Annotated in this window: 18 protein-coding genes; 11 read left to right on the plus strand and 7 right to left on the minus strand. The window is 66.4% G+C overall.

Translation table 11 applies throughout. The features are described 5' to 3' along the window. Positions 1-6 precede the first annotated feature (6 nt). Genes VKZ87_RS10715 through VKZ87_RS10725 form a run of 3 tightly spaced genes read left to right on the plus strand, consistent with a single transcriptional unit; the run spans position 7 to position 2,606 of the window. Positions 7-750 (plus strand): lysophospholipid acyltransferase family protein, encoded by a 744-nt coding sequence (locus tag VKZ87_RS10715; protein ID WP_324221250.1) that lies wholly within the window; start codon positions 7-9, stop codon positions 748-750. Then, entirely contained in the window at positions 743-1,723 is a 981-nt protein-coding gene (gene lpxK / locus VKZ87_RS10720; RefSeq protein ID WP_324221251.1) for a tetraacyldisaccharide 4'-kinase, read from the plus strand. The genes VKZ87_RS10715 and lpxK overlap by 8 nt, the downstream gene beginning before the upstream one ends. Beyond that, positions 1,716-2,606 carry a lauroyl acyltransferase gene (locus VKZ87_RS10725; protein WP_324221252.1) on the plus strand — a complete coding sequence of 297 codons (891 nt, stop codon included), beginning with the start codon at positions 1,716-1,718 and terminating at the stop codon, positions 2,604-2,606. Before lpxK ends, VKZ87_RS10725 begins: the two co-directional genes overlap by 8 nt. A 3-nt stretch (positions 2,607-2,609) precedes the next feature. On the opposite strand, the gene VKZ87_RS10730 is transcribed toward VKZ87_RS10725, so the two are convergent. The 3 genes from VKZ87_RS10730 to xseA are packed head-to-tail and all read right to left on the minus strand — an operon-like array spanning position 2,610 to position 5,096. Further along, the gene (locus tag VKZ87_RS10730) at positions 2,610-3,440 is read right to left on the minus strand and encodes a M23 family metallopeptidase (protein WP_324221253.1); all 831 of its coding nucleotides are present in this window, start codon (positions 3,438-3,440) and stop codon (positions 2,610-2,612) included. A 10-nt stretch (positions 3,441-3,450) separates the two neighbouring features. Beyond that, on the minus strand, positions 3,451-3,654 hold the full coding sequence (locus tag VKZ87_RS10735) for a DUF2093 domain-containing protein (RefSeq protein ID WP_324221254.1): 204 nt from the start codon (positions 3,652-3,654) through the stop codon (positions 3,451-3,453). Then, complete coding sequence (gene xseA / locus VKZ87_RS10740; protein ID WP_324221255.1) at positions 3,654-5,096, minus strand: exodeoxyribonuclease VII large subunit; 1,443 nt, start codon at positions 5,094-5,096, stop codon at positions 3,654-3,656. The genes VKZ87_RS10735 and xseA overlap by 1 nt, the downstream gene beginning before the upstream one ends. 73 nt (positions 5,097-5,169) lie before the next feature. Here xseA and purD point away from each other — a divergent pair, with 73 nt between their 5' ends. The 3 genes from purD to VKZ87_RS10755 all read left to right on the plus strand — a co-directional run bounded on the left by purD (position 5,170) and on the right by VKZ87_RS10755 (position 8,683). Continuing rightward, a complete protein-coding gene (purD, locus tag VKZ87_RS10745; RefSeq protein WP_324221256.1) occupies positions 5,170-6,441 on the plus strand; it encodes a phosphoribosylamine--glycine ligase in 1,272 nt (423 codons plus the stop codon). A 117-nt stretch (positions 6,442-6,558) separates the two neighbouring features. Next, positions 6,559-7,623 carry a phosphotransferase gene (locus tag VKZ87_RS10750; RefSeq protein WP_324221257.1) on the plus strand — a complete coding sequence of 355 codons (1,065 nt, stop codon included), beginning with the start codon at positions 6,559-6,561 and terminating at the stop codon, positions 7,621-7,623. Between the two features lie 4 nt (positions 7,624-7,627). Continuing rightward, entirely contained in the window at positions 7,628-8,683 is a 1,056-nt protein-coding gene (locus tag VKZ87_RS10755) for a phosphotransferase (RefSeq protein ID WP_324221258.1), read from the plus strand. Here the strand turns inward: VKZ87_RS10755 and VKZ87_RS10760 are convergent. The 3 genes from VKZ87_RS10760 to VKZ87_RS10770 all read right to left on the minus strand — a co-directional run bounded on the left by VKZ87_RS10760 (position 8,680) and on the right by VKZ87_RS10770 (position 11,574). Next, positions 8,680-9,768 (minus strand): M14 family metallopeptidase, encoded by a 1,089-nt coding sequence (locus tag VKZ87_RS10760; protein WP_324221259.1) that lies wholly within the window; start codon positions 9,766-9,768, stop codon positions 8,680-8,682. The two genes, VKZ87_RS10755 and VKZ87_RS10760, sit on opposite strands and share 4 nt — an antisense overlap. A gap of 45 nt (positions 9,769-9,813) precedes the next feature. After that, entirely contained in the window at positions 9,814-11,019 is a 1,206-nt protein-coding gene (locus tag VKZ87_RS10765; RefSeq protein ID WP_324221260.1) for an acyl-CoA dehydrogenase, read from the minus strand. A gap of 108 nt (positions 11,020-11,127) precedes the next feature. After that, a complete protein-coding gene (locus VKZ87_RS10770) occupies positions 11,128-11,574 on the minus strand; it encodes a nucleoside deaminase (protein ID WP_324221261.1) in 447 nt (148 codons plus the stop codon). A gap of 107 nt (positions 11,575-11,681) precedes the next feature. On the opposite strand from VKZ87_RS10770, the gene VKZ87_RS10775 reads away from it, so the two are divergent. The 5 genes from VKZ87_RS10775 (at position 11,682) to VKZ87_RS10795 (ending at position 14,860) form a co-directional block, all read left to right on the plus strand. Then, positions 11,682-12,410, plus strand: coding sequence for a gamma-glutamyl-gamma-aminobutyrate hydrolase family protein (locus VKZ87_RS10775; RefSeq protein WP_324221262.1), 729 nt, complete (start codon positions 11,682-11,684; stop codon positions 12,408-12,410). Beyond that, positions 12,403-13,179: a pseudouridine synthase gene (locus tag VKZ87_RS10780; RefSeq protein ID WP_324221263.1), complete on the plus strand. Its 777-nt coding sequence runs from the start codon at positions 12,403-12,405 to the stop codon at positions 13,177-13,179. Before VKZ87_RS10775 ends, VKZ87_RS10780 begins: the two co-directional genes overlap by 8 nt. Beyond that, positions 13,179-13,748 (plus strand): 16S rRNA (guanine(966)-N(2))-methyltransferase RsmD, encoded by a 570-nt coding sequence (rsmD, locus tag VKZ87_RS10785; protein ID WP_324221264.1) that lies wholly within the window; start codon positions 13,179-13,181, stop codon positions 13,746-13,748. The genes VKZ87_RS10780 and rsmD overlap by 1 nt, the downstream gene beginning before the upstream one ends. 90 nt (positions 13,749-13,838) lie before the next feature. Then, a complete protein-coding gene (locus tag VKZ87_RS10790) occupies positions 13,839-14,258 on the plus strand; it encodes a VOC family protein (protein WP_324221265.1) in 420 nt (139 codons plus the stop codon). A 143-nt stretch (positions 14,259-14,401) separates the two neighbouring features. After that, positions 14,402-14,860 carry a hypothetical protein gene (locus VKZ87_RS10795; protein WP_324221266.1) on the plus strand — a complete coding sequence of 153 codons (459 nt, stop codon included), beginning with the start codon at positions 14,402-14,404 and terminating at the stop codon, positions 14,858-14,860. Positions 14,861-14,905: 45 nt separating this feature from the next. On the opposite strand, the gene mutL is transcribed toward VKZ87_RS10795, so the two are convergent. Beyond that, positions 14,906-16,320, minus strand: a 1,415-nt coding sequence (gene mutL / locus VKZ87_RS10800; RefSeq protein ID WP_324221267.1) for a DNA mismatch repair endonuclease MutL, incomplete at its 5' end; no start/stop codon positions are given.

A 16,320-nucleotide genomic window follows, 5' to 3' on the forward strand; every position in this document is an offset into this window, starting at 1 on the left:
TCGTCGATGTCGGGTCTGGTGAAACGCCTGCTGCGCAGCAAGGGAGCGGTCCGCTTCGCCGCGGACACGATCGCCCTGTATATCCGCTTCGTCCATGCCACTTCGCGCTGGGAGGTACATGGCCAGCAGTATCCCGACTCGTTCTGGAATGCCGGCAAGCCGTTCATCCTGTGCTTCTGGCACGGGCGGCTGCTGATGATTCCGAAGGCGTGGAATCTCTCCAGGCCCATCAAGATGCTGATCTCGCAGCATCGCGATGGAGAACTGATCGCCCGCGCCATGGATCCCTTCGGCATTGGTACCGTGCGCGGTTCCGGCTCCAAAAAGGGCAAGGAAAAGGGCGGCAGCGCCGCGCTCCGGGTGATCGTCAAGATCCTGAAGGACAATGGCTATGCCGGCTTTACGCCGGACGGCCCGCGCGGCCCCCGCATGCGGGTGGCCAGCCCCGGCGTCATCGCCGCTGCCCGGCTGGCCAAGACACCGATCCTGCCCGTCACCTATGCCGTTGCGCGCCGCAAGGTGATCGGCTCCTGGGACCGCTTCATCCTTCCCTGGCCGTTCAATCGCGGGGTCTTCCTTTGGGGCGAACCGATCGACGTGCATAGCAACGCCGACGAGCCGATCGAGGCGGCGATGCTGCGGCTGGAAGCCGCGATGAACGAACTCTGCGACCGGGCCGACCGTCTCTGCGGCCAGGAACCGATCGAACCTGCGGCCGCGCAGCCGCAGCCCGCCGAGAGCAATGTTTAAGGCGCCAGCCTTCTGGGCCGCCGGCAGCGCCTCCGTATGGCCGCTGCTGCTCGGCCCGCTGGCGACACTCTACGGCCTTGGCAACCGGCTAAACCGCGCCTTCGCAACGGCGCCGGAAAACCCCATCCCGGTCATCTCCGTGGGCAATCTGGTGGCCGGCGGCGCGGGGAAAACGCCGGTGGCGCTCGCGCTGGCCGGGCTGCTGCAGAAGGCCGGCCAGCGGCCTCATTTCGTCAGCCGCGGCTATGGCGGAAAGCTCACCGGTCCGGTCCGCGTCGATCCGAAGGCCCACCGGGCGTCCGACACGGGGGACGAGCCGCTCCTGCTGGCCGAAGTGGCGCCCACTTGGATCGGCCGCGACCGTCCACAGGCGGTAACAGCGGCTGCGAAGGCCGGCGCCAGCTGCATCGTCGCCGATGATGCGCATCAGACCTACCGCCTCAGGCGGACGGCCTCGATCCTCGTGGTGGATTCCGATTACGGTTTCGGCAACGGCCGCCTGCTGCCTGCCGGTCCCCTGCGCGAGGAGATCGCCGCAGGTCTGGCCCGCAGCGACGCCATCGTGATTCTCGGCGACGGCACCGCCCCGCTGCCCGACTTGGGCGCGAAACCGGTCTTCCGCGCGCGTCTCGTGCCGCATCCGGAGGATGTTCACCATCTGCAGGGCAAGCGCGTCCTGGCCTTCGCGGGCATCGCCAGACCGGAGAAGTTTTTCTCCAGCCTCGAACAGGCAGGCGCGATCATTGCCGGGCGCCGCCCCTTCCCGGACCATATGGCCTATGACGAAGACCTCATCATGCGGCTGGTCGAAGATGCCCATGCGCAGAAGGCGGTTCCGGTGACGACCGCGAAGGATCTCGTCCGTTTCCCGCCAGAGGCGCGCCCCATGGTCGAGTGCCTGCGGGTGACCCTGCGCTTCGACGACGAATCGGCCGTCGCGCGCTTTCTGACGGAGCGGCTGCCGCATGTTTAAGCGTGCCGAACCGCACGAATATGTTGCCGCCTTCGGCGCGCGTTTTGCCGTCGCGCTGTTCGGGGCCCTGCCGCTCGACCTGGCATCCGCGCTGGGCGGCTGGATCGGACGGACGATCGGCCCGTGGCTGCCGGTGCATCGCACGGCAGTGCAGAACCTCGCACGCGCCATGCCCGAACTCGACGAGGCACAGCGACACCGGATCCTCATGGGGATGTGGGACAATCTCGGCCGGGTTCTGGCCGAATACCCGCATCTGGGCGATTTCGTCATCAGCGGAGCGCTGCGGCCAGGCCGCATCGATATCGTCGGCGGCGAGCACATAGACGCGATCCGGGATAGCGGCAAACCCGGAATTTTCTTCTCGGCGCATTACGGCAACTGGGAACTGATGAGCCTGGCGGCCACCCAGTATGGTGCGCCGCTGGTACACGTCTATCGCGCCGCCAACAACCCGCTGACCGAGGAGATCCTGCAGAACCTGCGCAAGCCGGTCGGCGGACGTCATGTTCCCAAAGGCATGCAGGCGGCACGCGAACTGCTCAAGGCGCTGAAGCAGAACGAGCTGCTCGGCATGCTGGTGGACCAGAAACTGGCTACCGGCATTCCGGTCCCCTTCTTCGGGCGTGACGCCATGACCGCACCGGCCATCGCGGAACTGGCGCTGAAAGCCGGCTGCCCGGTCATTCCCGCCTATGTGCAGCGACTGGAAGGCGCGAGGTTCCGGATCATCGTCGAGGCGCCGATCCATCTCGAGGATACCGGCGACCGCGAACGCGACGTGCTCGCCGCGATGACCATGATCAACGCCAAGATCGAGGGATGGATCCGGGAGCGGCCGGACCACTGGTTCTGGGTCCACAAACGCTGGCCGAAGGACTGAGCTCTACTGCTGCTTCGGCAGCAGGCGCTGCGGATCGAGCCGCACGTCGAACCAGTTCACCCGCCAGTCGAGATGCGGGCCGGTCGACCGGCCGGTCGAGCCGACCGTGCCGATCACCTCGCCCTGGCGGACGCGCTGCCCCACCTTCACGGCGATGGTCTGCAGGTGGGAATATACGGCGGTAACGCCCATGCCGTGATCGAGGATGATCGTGCCACCGGTGTAATAGAGGTCCGGCTCGGCCAGTGCGACTTCACCATCGGTGCTGGCGACCACCGGGCTGCCGGCCGGGGCGGCAATGTCGATGCCGAAATGCGGCTGGCGCGGCTCGCCGTTCAGGATGCGCTGGCTGCCGTACACGCCGCTGATGCGCCCTTTTGCCGGCCAGATCCAGCCCTGCAGGAAATCGGTACGCGGCGTGTTGCGCTGGCGCACGGCGGCAATCGCGGCATTTTCCCGTCTGATGCGCTCCAGCAATGCCGGCGGCGGCGTCACCTGGGCCGGCGGCAAGCCCTCGATGCGCTGGATGTCGTACTGGCGCGGCGCGACATTCAGCGTGACCACAAAATCCCGCCCGTCCCCATAGGAGATGCCGAGGGGCAGGATCGCGGCCTCGTCGCGGCCAAAACCGAAGACGAAGCGGCCATCGGGCGCGACCGGCACGCTGCGTTCGCCGAGCTTCAGGCTTACCCCCGGCTGGGCGACTCCGACCACCATGCCGCCCTGCACGAAATCCCCCTGCCAGGCGAGTCCGGGCGGCGGTTCGTTCGCCACCGCCAGCCTGGCCACAAGGAGGCCAAGGCAGAGCAGCAGGATGGCCGGCAGGCGGATCAAGCGGGTCACCTCAGCGCGGCATGCGCTTCAGCGCTGCGACGGCGTCGGCATATGCCTCCTGCCGCTCCACACTCCAGTAGCGCAGACGATCCAGCGGTATGCGCTGCCCCGTGACGGCACAGGTCACATAGGCGCCGGGAAACACGATATCGAACGTGCCGTCACGGTAATGAAGCCTGGCTTCGGTTTCCTGCGGCATCACCGGAATCTGCATCAGAACAATTCCTCCTGCTGCCCGGCCTTTTTCCTGCCGGCCGGAGCCGTCCGACGCGGGGCGCCGCCGCTGCCGTCGATCTGGGCGTTACGGCGGCCATCCTGCATCTCGATCACCACGCTGGACCCCGGCGCCAGCCCCGCGGCAGATTTCACCGCGCGGCCGTCGGGGCCATGGATGACGGCAAAACCGCGCGCCAGCACGTTTCTGTAGGACAGGCTTTCCAGCAGCTTGGCCGGCTGCTCGAGCTGGCGTGCCGCATCAATCTGCTTCTGCCTCACGCAGCGCCGCAGCCGCTGGGCGCTTTCCTCCAGCCGGCGGCGATAATCGGCAACCTCGCGGCGCAGCAGGGCCGGCCGCAGCCGGGCCATCGAGGTTTCCAGCCGCGAACGCTGGGCGGCAACGCCGGCGCGCAAGCCGTGCCGCAGACGTTCGGAAAGATCGTCGAACCGCTGCTGGGCCATGCGGAGCTGCTCGCGCGGGCCGCGCAGGCCGCGGCCCAGTCCTTCCAGATGCTGGCGCTTCTCCCGCGCCAGCCGGCCCATGCCGCGCCGCAGGCGGTCGTCCAGGGCGGCAACGCCCGACAGCAGATCGAGCCGCACCGGCACCGCCATTTCGGCTGCCGCCGTCGGCGTCGGTGCCCGGCGATCGGACGCAAAATCGATCAGCGTGGTATCCGTCTCGTGGCCCACCGCGGAGATCAGCGGAATCGCAGAGGCGGCCGCAGCCCGCACCACGATCTCCTCGTTGAAGGCCATAAGATCTTCCAGGCTGCCGCCGCCGCGCGCGACGATCAGCAGGTCCGGACGCGGCACGGTCCCGTTTTCGGGCAGGTCGTTGAACCCCCGGATCGCCCGGGCCACCTGCTCGGCCGCCCCCTCGCCCTGCACCAGTACCGGCCAGACGATCACATGGGTCGGAAAACGGTCCGCCAGCCGATGCAGGATGTCGCGGATCACGGCCCCGGTGGGTGAGGTCACCACACCGATGACGCGCGGCAGATAGGGCAGCGGCCGCTTGCGCTCGGCCGCAAACAGGCCCTCGGCGGCCAGCTTCTGCTTGCGCTGCTCCAGCAGGGCCATCAGAGCGCCGAGGCCCGCCAGCTCCATCCGCTCGACCACCATCTGGTATTTCGAGCGGCCGGGATAGCTGGTCAGCTTCCCGGAGCAGACGACCTCCATGCCGTCTTCCGGCTTCACGCCGAGGCGGAGCGCGCTGCCCTTCCAGCAGACCGCGTCCAGCACCGAATCGGCATCCTTCAGGCAGAAATACAGATGCCCCGACGCGGCCCGCTTGAAGCCGGAAATCTCGCCCCGGACGCGGACCCAGCCGAAAGTCTCCTCGATACTGCGCTTCAGCCGCAGCGAGAGCTCGGTAACGGTGAATTCCGGCACATTGCTGGCGCCGGGCTGGGCACCCTGAATCGGGGCTGAATCGCTCATTCCAAGGCCTTGCGTCTGCTGGACCCATGATACAAACATTCCCGCCATTCCTCCAGACGCCGGGATCGCCGACATGAATCTTCTCGTCATCGGATCGGGCGGCCGCGAGCATGCGCTCTGCTGGGCACTTGCGGCCTCCCCGCTGGTCAACAAGCTGATCTGCGCGCCGGGCAACGCCGGAATCGCGCAGGTCGCCAGGCTGGCCCCGGTGGATCCGCTTGATCTCGACGCGGTGCTGCAACTCTGCCGCGATGAGCATATCGACTTCGTCGTGGTCGGCCCCGAGGCGCCGCTGGTGGCCGGCCTGGTCGATCACCTCGAGGCCGCGGGTTTTGCCTGCTTCGGACCGACCAAGGCGGCCGCGCAGCTTGAAGGCTCCAAGGGTTTCATGAAGGACCTCTGCGCCCGCCACGGCATCCCGACCGCGGCCTATGGCCGGTTCAGGGATCAGGCATCGGCAGAGGCCTTCATCCGCAAGAACGGGGCGCCGATCGTGATCAAGGCCGATGGCCTCGCCGCCGGCAAGGGCGTCACGGTGGCGATGACGCTCGATGAGGCGCTCGTGGCGACCGCCGCTCTCTTCACCCAGCCCGGTGCGGAAGTCGTCATCGAGGAATTCCTCGATGGCGAAGAGGTCAGCTTCTTCGCGCTTGTCGATGGCAGGACAGCGCTGCCACTCGCATCCGCGCAGGACCACAAGCGCGTGGGAGACGGCGATACCGGGCCGAATACCGGTGGCATGGGCGCCTATTCGCCGGCGCCCGCCCTGACTGAGGAACTGCAGGCCCGGGTGATGGCCGAGATCATCGAGCCGACGGTGAAGGCGATGGCCGAGGAAGGCATGCCCTTCAAAGGCGTGCTGTTTGCCGGCCTGATGCTGATGCCGGACGGACCGAAACTGCTCGAATACAATACACGCTTCGGCGACCCGGAATGCCAGACGCTGATGCTGCGGCTCAAATCCGATCTGCTGCCGGCCCTGATTGCCGCCCGCGACGGCGTGCTGAAGGATTTCGACCTGCGCTGGCATGACGACAGGGCGCTCTGCGTGGTCATGGCAGCGGAGGGCTATCCGGGCGAACCGCGCAAGGGCACGCGCATCGAGGGACTCGCAGCTGCCGCCACGGAACCGGACACGTACATCTTCCATGCCGGCACCAAGGCCGGACCGGACGGTGCAATTCTGGCGAATGGCGGCCGGGTACTCGGGATCTGCGCGCGCGGCCCGACCGTCGCCGCGGCGCAGGCCCGTGCCTACGCGGCAGTAGACAGAATCCGCTGGCCGGAGGGCTTTTGCCGCCGCGACATCGGCTGGCGGGCCATCGCGCGCGAGCGGCAGTCCTAGTCGGCGGTTTCCGCCACTCCCTGCCGGCCGCGAGGTGGTTGCGTGACCCCGCGCCAGATGGCTATCGTAGCTCCGAGCAACCGGAACGGCGGCTCCAACGATACAGGGAAAGACAGAATGAGCGATCAGGATCGCTTCGCCGGCACCATGCCGGTGCAGGATCGTCACCGTTTCGACGAAGCCACGCTGGAACTCTGGCTCAAGGAGAACGTCCCTGATTACAAGGGTCCGCTCAGTGTCCAGCAGTTCAAGGGCGGACAGTCCAATCCGACATTCATGCTGGTCACCCCGGCGAAGAAGTATGTGCTGCGCCGCAAGCCACCCGGCAAACTGCTCCCTTCGGCCCATGCCGTCGACCGCGAGTACCGCGTCATCACCGCGCTGGCCCAGACCGATGTTCCGGTCGCCCGCACCTATGGCCTGTGCGAGGATGACAGCGTCATCGGCACGGCCTTCTATGTCATGGACTGCGTGGAAGGCCGGATTTTCTGGGACCAGCGCCTGCCCGGTCTGAGCCGCGACGAGCGCGCCGGCATCTTCGACGCGATGAACCGCACCATCGCCGCCCTGCACCAGGTGGATTACAACGCCATCGGTCTGGGTGATTTCGGCAAGCCGGGCGATTACTTCGCCCGCCAGATCTCGCGCTGGAGCAAGCAGTACAAGGCCTCCGAGACGGAAGAAATTCCGGCCATGGACAGGCTGATCGAGTGGCTGCCGGCGCATATTCCGCCGGGCGACGAGACCACCATCGTCCATGGCGATTTCCGCATGGACAACATGATTTTCCATCCCACCGAACCGCGCGTGATCGCGGTGCTGGACTGGGAATTGTCCACGCTCGGCCATCCGCTGGGCGATTTCACGTATCACCTGATGTCGTGGCGACTGGCGCCGGAGATCTTCCGCGGCCTGGCCGGCATCGACTATGCCGGTCTCGGCATCCCGACCGAAAAGGAATACATCGACACCTATTGCCGTCGCACCGGACGCGACGGCATTCCGAACCTCGAGTTCTACATGGCGTACAACATGTTCCGTATCGCGGCGATCCTGCAGGGGATCATGGGCCGCGTGAAGGACGGCACCGCTGCCAGCCAGCATGCGATCGAGTCCGGCAAGCGCGCCCGGCCGATCGCCGAGCAGGCCTGGGCGGTCGTGGAGCGGATGGCCGGAGGCTGACAGAATGGTGACGGCCGCGGATCTGACACCCGTACAGCCGCAGCATCGGTTCGACGAAGCCAGACTGGCGGCCTATCTCGCCAAACACCTGCCTGATTTCAAACCGCCGCTGACCGCGCAGCAGTTCAAGGGCAGCGGGGTCAACCCGACCTTTCTGCTGCATTCCCCTGGCCGGAACTTCGTACTGCGCAAGCGCATGCTGCCGAAGAAGGGCATCAGCCTCGCGGAGTCAATCAACCGCGACTTCGTCCTGATCTCGGCGCTGTACGATGCCGGTCTTCCGGTCGGCGCGCCGCAGCACGTCTGCGCCGATGACAGCGTGATTGGCGCGCCCTTCTACATTCTCGACTATGTGCCGGGCCGGCATTTCCGCGACCCCAATCTGCCGGGCATGGATGCTCGGCAGAGAAACGAAATCTATGACGCGATGGCGGCGGTACTGGCCTCCATCCACGCGGTCGATCCGAAGATCACCGGCCTGCCGCTGAATGGCGGCGGCGCCAGCTACCTGAAACGTCAGATTGCCGCGCTTGACGAACAGTATCGCGCCAATGCCACGGACGAGATCGCGGCCATGGAACGGCTGCTGGCATGGCTGCCGGCCAATGTGCCGGATGAGGATGTCACGTCCCTGATGCACGGCAATCTCCGGCTGGAGAATCTCGTCTTCCATCCAAGCGAACCTCGCGTGGTCGCGGTGCTGGACTGGGATGTCGCCGTGATCGGCCATCCCCTGGCCGACCTGGCAATCAACTGCATGCCCTACCGGGTCACCATCCCCGGCATGGGTAGCCTACAGGGTATCGATTTCATCGAGTCCGGCATTCCCGGCGAGCCGGACTATATTGCCGCCTATTGCCGGCACAGCGGGCGCGAGCGGATCGCGCACTGGAATTTCTACCTCGCCTTCGCGCTGTTCCGCGTCGCCGTGATGGCTCAGGGGATCGTCAGTCGGGGCAGCGCCAATGGCTCTGCCCCGCCGACACTCAAAGCCTATGGCGCGGTGGTGCGCTCCGTCGCCAACCAGGCGTGGAACCTGGTCGACGGCGGCGACGACTAGCCGGCCAGACCGCGGAAGGCGCGCAGGGCGAAATCCGCGGCACGGCCGAAGACGGCAGCTTTCCACGCCGGGGTATCGACGTAGAAGGCGTCACGGATCTTCTTCTTGATCTGGCGGCCCAGTTCGGAATTCGGGTCGCCCTTGGCATGCAGCCAGTGATCGCCGCGGAGCGCCTCGGTCACCTCCTCCATCGGCACGGTGCCGTATTCCAGCGCGATCGCGGTCACCTCTACACCCGGGGTCAGCACGGTGAAGGCCTCCGGTACCGTGCCCGTCACCCGTGCCGAGCTCGACGAGCCGTCATTGGGATTGGTGACTTCCGGTCCGAACCAGGCTTTCGCACGGTCGTAATAGCCCGGCAGTTCCGGGCCGACGAAAATCGGCTCGCCGTAGCCCATGGGCCCGAGGCCGGTATGAAAGTCGATGCTGCAGAGCTTCTTCGTACGCGGCGACAGATGCTCCTTCAGGATGCGGCGGAAGGTGTCGTTGGACCAGGTCGGCCTGGTGCCGCCGAAGAACAGACCGTCAGGACGGGTATACTGACCGCCCGTCATGGCCGCCTGGAAGGCAAACGGCCCGTTCTTCTGCCGGTATTCGGCAATCGCCTGATCGGCGGCGGCACGCCCCTGTCCCTCCCAGTGATCGGGAATCAGCCAGTCGTGCACGTCCTCGTAGGGCTTGTTCTGCGGCAGCGGCTTCGAGAAATCCTGGAAATTGCGGTTGAGATCGACATTGTCCTCGGTGACGCGGCGGATCCAGGAAAAGCCGTAGGGATTGATCGCGTGGATCATCACCGCCTTGGTCCTGGGCGGCATGGCATCGAACAGATTGTCCTCGAAATGGCCGATCTGCGCGCCCGAGCCGCAAAAGCCTTCGGCGCCATGGGTGCCGGAAATCGTCAGGTAGACATTCTCGGCATCGTCCGGACCGATGACGGCGACATCGGTGCTCAGCATCTCGCCGCCGGCACCCTTGGCATTGGGGTTTTCGTAGGCGGTCAGCCGTGCACCGGCGGCTTTCGCCGAGGCGCGGAATTTCTCCCGCGCCTCGTTGTAATCGGCAGAAAAATAGGTCTCTACAGACATGGGGAGGCTCTTCTTCTCTCTCTTCTTTACGACTGACTGGACTGATCAGTTCCAGCGGGCAAGTTCAAGGCGACCGATCTGGTTGCGATGGACCTCATCCGGACCGTCGGCGAAGCGCAGCGTGCGCGCCTGCGCATAAGCCGCAGCGAGGCCGAAATCGGACGTGACACCGCCGCCGCCATGCACCTGCATGGCCCAGTCGATCACCTGGCAGGCCATGGTCGGCGCCACAACCTTGATCATGGCGATTTCCTTGCGTGCTGCCTTGTTGCCGACGGTATCCATCTTCCAGGCGGCATGCAGCGTCAACAGGCGCGCCTGGTCGATCATGCAGCGGGCCTCGGCAATGCGCTCCAGGGTCACCGTCTGCTCGGAGATGGGCTTGCCGAAGGCAACGCGGCTCTTCGCCCGCTTGCACATCTTCTCCAGCGCGCGCTCGGCCTGGCCGATCAGGCGCATGCAGTGATGGATGCGACCCGGACCGAGCCGGCCCTGCGCGATCTCGAAGCCGCGGCCTTCGCCGAGCAGCAGGTTGGAGGCCGGCACGCGGACATTCTTGAATTCGACTTCTCCATGGCCGTGCGGCGCATCGTCATAGCCGAAGACCGGCAGCATGCGCAGCACCGTCACGCCCGGCGCGTCGCGCGGCACCAGGATCATCGACTGCTGCTTGTACTTGTCGGGATTCTTCGGGTCGGTCTTGCCCATGAAGATGATGATCTTGCAGCGCGGATCGCCGATCCCCGACGTCCACCACTTGCGGCCGTTGATCACGTAATGATCGCCGTCGCGCTTGATCTCGGCTTCGATATTGGTGGCATCCGAAGACGCAACGGCTGGTTCCGTCATGGCGAAGGCCGAACGGATCTTGCCTTCCAGCAGCGGCTCCAGCCACTGCTTCTTGTGCTCCTCGGTGCCGTAGCGCTCGAGCACTTCCATGTTGCCGGTATCCGGCGCCGAGCAGTTGAAAACCTCCGGGGCCCAGCTGACGCGCCCCATGATCTCGCACAGGGTGCCGTATTCATGGTTCTTGAGGCCGGCGCCGCGCTCCGATTCCGGCAGGAAGAGATTCCACAGGCCCTGCGCCTTTGCCTTCTCCTTCAGCTCCTCGATGACGGCGGTCGGCTGCCAGCGGTCGCCGGTCGCGACTTCCTCCTCGAAGCGTGCCTCGTTCGGATAGACATGTTCTTCCATGAAACGCGAGAGCCGCTCCTGGAGGTCTTTCACGCGGTCGGAGAATTCGAAATCCATGATGTTTCATCCCTATTGCAAGTTAACCGATAGCGGTACGGCGGGGAGTGTAGAACCCGCCGACGCCAAGGGCTAGGGCTGGCCGTCCGGCCCAACCGGGAGGTTGCGCTATCGCCGCGCCGCAAAAAACTCGCGCAGCAGCTCCGCTGCGGCGGCTTCGCCGATCCCACCATAGACCTCCGGCCGGTGGTGGCAGGTCGGCTGCGCGAAGATGCGGGGGCCATGGGCAACCCCACCGCCCTTCGGGTCGTCGGCGCCGTAATAGACCCGCCGCAGCCGGGCAAAGGAAATCGCCCCGGCGCACATCGGGCAGGGTTCGAGGGTGACGTAGAGGTCGCAGCCGCTTAGCCGCTCGTTGCCCAGAATGGCGGCCGCCCGGCGGATTGCCAGCATCTCGGCATGGGCGGTCGGGTCGTTGCCCTGCCGGGTCTCGTTGCCTGCCCGGGCGATCACGGCTCCGGTCGATCCCTCGACCAGGACGGCGCCCACCGGCACCTCGCCGCGGCCGGCGGCAAGTCGGGCTTCCTCAAGCGCGATGTCCATGGGGCTGCTCATGGCGCGCGAGCCTGCGGGAGCGGCCGCCCGGCGTCAACCGGTGCCCGCATCAACCGGAGGATATCAGGCCGAGTGGACGGGCGAATCGCCCAAGCCTATAAGGGGCCATGGCAAATTCCACATCCGCGCCCCTGATCGGCATCACCCTCGATTCGGAAGAGCCCGGCGGCTATTCCAAATTCCCCTGGTATGCCCTGCGGCAGAATTACTGCTCGGCCGTGACGGCCAAGGGCGGCGTGCCGGTCGTTCTGCCCCACGAGCCGGACGCGGTACGGGCCTATCTCGACCTGCTGGACGGGCTGATCGTCACCGGCGGCAATTTCGACGTCGACCCCGCCCTGTTCGGCGCCACCAGCCGGCACGAGACGGTGAAGCTGAAAGGCACCCGCACCCAGTTCGAATGGGCCATTACCAGGGGCATGCTGGACCGGAACAAGCCCGTCTTCGGCATCTGCGGCGGCCAGCAGCTGCTCAACGTCGTGCTGGGCGGCACGCTGATCCAGCACATCCCCGACAGCGTGGAGAATGCACTGGCCCATGAGCAGCCCAACCCGCGCGACCAGGCCGGGCATCCGGTCCGGGTCACGCCCGGCACACTGCTGCACCGGATCGTCGGCCGCGACGAGCTGCCGGTGAACTCCGCCCATCATCAGGCGGTGGAAAAGGTCGCTCCCGGCGCGCTGATCGATGCCGAGGCGCCCGATGGCGTGATCGAGGGGATCGAGCATCCCGGCTACCGCTTCTGCCTCGGTGTGCAGTGGCACCCCGAATTCTTCATCAGCGACGGCGATGAGAAAATCTTCGAAGCCTTCATCGCGGCCAGCCGGAATGGCTGAGAGCAGGGAGAACGAAGAACGCGGCGAACGCATCGCCAAGCGGCTGGCGCGTGCGGGCGTCTGCTCGCGCCGCGATGCCGAGCGCTGGATCGCCGAAGGCCGTGTTACGGTCAACGGCAGGAAGCTGGACACGCCGGCTTTCCTGGTCCAGCCGGGTGACCGCATCCTCGTCGATGGCCGGCCAATCGCCGAGCCGGAGAGGACGCGGCTCTGGCTGTATCACAAGAAGCGCGGCGTGATGACCACGCATCGCGATCCGCAGGGCCGCCCCACCGTCTTCGAGAGCCTGCCCGAAGGCATGCCGCGGGTCATCTCGGTGGGCCGGCTGGACTACAATTCCGAAGGCCTGCTGCTGCTCACCAACGACGGCGAACTGGCGCGGCGGCTGGAGCTGCCCAGCACCGGCTGGCTGCGGCGCTACCGCGTGCGCGTCCACGGCCTGCCGCATCCCGAGCATCTGGCGAAGCTGCAGAAGGGCGTCACCATCGATGGCGTGGAATACGGGCCGATCACCGCCACCGTGGAGCGCGCCAAGGGCGACAATTCCTGGCTGGTCGTCGGCCTGCGCGAAGGCAAGAACCGCGAGGTGCGCAAGGTGATGGAGCATCTCGGCCATCCGGTTTCCCGGCTGATCCGCATCGCCTACGGCCCCTTCCAGCTTGGTGCCCTGGAACCCGGCGGCGTGAAGGAGGTCCCGGGCAAGGTGCTGGCCGAACAGCTCGGGATCCGTACCAAGGAACTCGGCGGCAAGGCGCCACGAAAATCCTGATGCGGATCGTCGGCGGCACCCATCGCGGCCGGCCGATCGCCGCGCCGCCCGGCAGCGACACACGCCCGACCGCCGACCGGGTCCGCGAGGCGCTGTTCAACATGCTGCTGCATTCGCCGCGCCTGCTGCGGGATGGCCGCTCGCGTCTCGACGGCGGCATCGTGCTCGATCCCTTTGCCGGCTCCGGGGCGCTGGCCTTCGAGGCCCTGTCGCGTGGCGCCGTGCATGCCTGGCTGTTTGAAACCGATGCCGCGGCGCGCCGGACAATCCTGCGCAATGCCGCCGAGCTTGGCCTTGCCGATCGCATCACGCTGCGCGGCAGCGATTCCCGCCGGCCCGGCCCGCCACCGGCGCAGGCGGATCTCGTCTTCCTCGATCCGCCATACAAATCCGGCCTCGGCCCCATGGTGCTGCAGACATTCGAACAGGAAGGCTGGCTGCAGCCCGACGCGCTGGTGGTCGCCGAGACCGACACCAGGGGAGCTTTCGCCCCGCCGCCCGGCTTCACGCTGCTTGAGGAACGCAAACTCGGCCCGGCAAAGCTGAACTTCCTGCTGCGTCAGGCGTAATCGCAGCGCCATGCCGGATCGGCAAAAATCCGCCGGTCGCCGGAGATCCCAGTCGACTTTACATCCGAAACAGTGAAACAGGGGCGGCACATGCAGCAGCAGATTTCGATCGTCACGCTCGGCGTTGCAGACCTGGAGCGTTCCAGACGCTTCTATGTCGAAGGTTTCGGCTGGAGCCCGGTTTTCCGGAATGACGAGATCATCTTCTACCAGATGAACGGGCTGATACTTGGCACCTGGCTGCAGGCTGCGCTGGAGCAGGACATGCGGCGCGGCCTGCAGCGCGCGGGTGCCTTCGCGCTGGGGCACAACGTGCCGCGGCGTGAGGATGTGCAGCCGCTCCTGCAGCGGCTTGAGAGCTTCGGCGGGCGCATTCTGAAGAACGCCACGGAACCGCCGCATGGCGGGCTCAGCGGCTATGTCGCCGATCCGGATGACCATGCCTGGGAAATTGCGTGGAATCCTGCGTGGAAAATCGATCCGCAGGGCCATGTGACCTTCGGCCCGTGAGTGCGCCGCGACGCAGCAACATTCGTTTTCGCTTTTGCCGAAACGGCAGTATGATCATGGCTGAGCCGGCAGAGATCCGGCCGCTTTCTTAAAAAACCGTTCGGGTGTTCCTGCCGGCCCGCGGCTTCCTCCGGGAAGCCGTGATGTCGCGCACCCTGCGTCGCGCAGCGGCGCAGACAGGCTCAGAGGAGGAGCCCATGGAATACCGGAGCCGAAACGACCTCGCGGACATCGCGCAAGTGATGCCGCCTGCGAAACTGCAGATGACGCGCACAGAGCGTCTGCTGCAATGGGCTGCAGCGCTCGACCGGATGGCGGGACAGCCAATTCAGGCACTCTTCCGTCTGGAGTTTCTCGACCCGCGGTCGCGGTCATCCGTTCGGGACGACAACAGCCCCATCAGCGTTGCCTGGAAGGACCCGATGCTGCAGGCGGAGGGTCTGGGCGGCGACACCGTTGGTGACGCCCAGTCGTTCTTCGAACTTACCGACGATCAGTTGCACTACCTGCTCTGCGACTGCCATTTCCATGGCACGATGACGGCCAGCATGGTGGCGGCGCGCCTGCGCAACATGGCGCAGCACTATCCGAGCATGTGCTGACTTCGGCACGTCCTCACTCTCTCGCTCCCGGCGAGAGGGTGAGGATCAGCGCCGGCCGAACAGTTTCTCGATGTCGGCGAGCTTGAGTTCGACATAGGTCGGCCGGCCGTGATTGCACTGGCCCGAATGCGGCGTGGCTTCCATCTGGCGCAGCAGGGCATTCATCTCGTCCATGGTCAGGCGCCGCCCGGCACGAACGCTGCCATGGCAGGCCATGGTACCGCAAACCTCCTGCAGCCGCTCCTTCAGCGGCTGCACGCTGTCATATTCGGCGAGGCCGTCGGCGAGATCGCGCACCAGATCCTTGACGGCCACCTCGCCCAGCAGTGCCGGGACCTCGCGCACCACCACCGCGCCCTGTCCGAAGCTTTCCAGCACCAGGCCGAGTTCGGCCAGCTCCGCCGCGCGGGCATCCAGCCGCGCCGCCTCGGCCTCGCTCAGTTCGACCACCTCCGGCAGCAGCAGCACCTGGCGCGCCACCTGCCCGCCCTCCAGCATCTGCTTCATGCGTTCATAGACCAGCCGCTCATGGGCAGCATGCTGGTCAACGATGACGATGCCGTCAGCCGTCTGGGCGACGATGTAGGTCTCATGCAACTGCGCGCGCGCCGCGCCCAGCGGATAGGCCTGCAGGGCGACCGGCGCCGCGGCATTCTCGTTGCGGGCGGCCGGCGCCAGTGGCTCGGCCTCACCCGCCTCGACCGGGCGCTCCCCCGAGAAGTCTCCCTGCGGTGCGTTATAGAGCGCAGCGGCCTCGGCCAGGCCCGGCGTGGCAGGCCGCAGATTGTCGTAACCGCGCCAGCGCGCCGTGTTTCCGAAGGGCAGATTGAGAGACGGCGCCGCCTGCGGACGCAGTGCACCCAGCGCTGCCTGGGCGACCGTGGAACTGGCCCGGTGGCCAGCCTCGGCGAGCGCATGGCGCAGCGCGCCGACGATCAGGCCGCGCACCAGTCCGGGATCGCGGAAACGCACCTCGGCCTTGGCCGGATGCACGTTCACGTCGACCTGCTCCGACGGAACCTCGAGGAACAGCGCCACAACCGGATGCCGGTCATGGCTGAGGAAATCGGCATAGGCGCCGCGCAGGGCGCCGACCAGCAGCTTGTCGCGCACCGGCCGGCCGTTGACGAAGAGATACTGATGCTGCGCATTGCCGCGATTGTAGGTCGGCAGACCGGCATGGCCGGTCAGCCGGATATCCTCGCGCCGTGCGTCGATGGCCAGTGCGTTGTCGGCGAAATCCCGGCCCAGAATCTGCTCCAGCCGGCTGAGCCGCCGCGCCGGGAGATCGGCCTCAAGCAGGTTCCCCGTCAAGGCGTCCGCGCGGAAGGCCATGCGGCCATCCTGCTGCAGGCTGAAGGCGATGTCGGGATGCGCCATGGCGAGCCGGCGGACGATCTCCTGCACCGCCAGTTCCTCTGACCGGTCGGATTTGAGGAATTTCAGCCGCGCCGGTACGG

Source organism: Ferrovibrio sp., assembly GCF_035304305.1.
Lineage (GTDB): Bacteria > Pseudomonadota > Alphaproteobacteria > Ferrovibrionales > Ferrovibrionaceae > Ferrovibrio.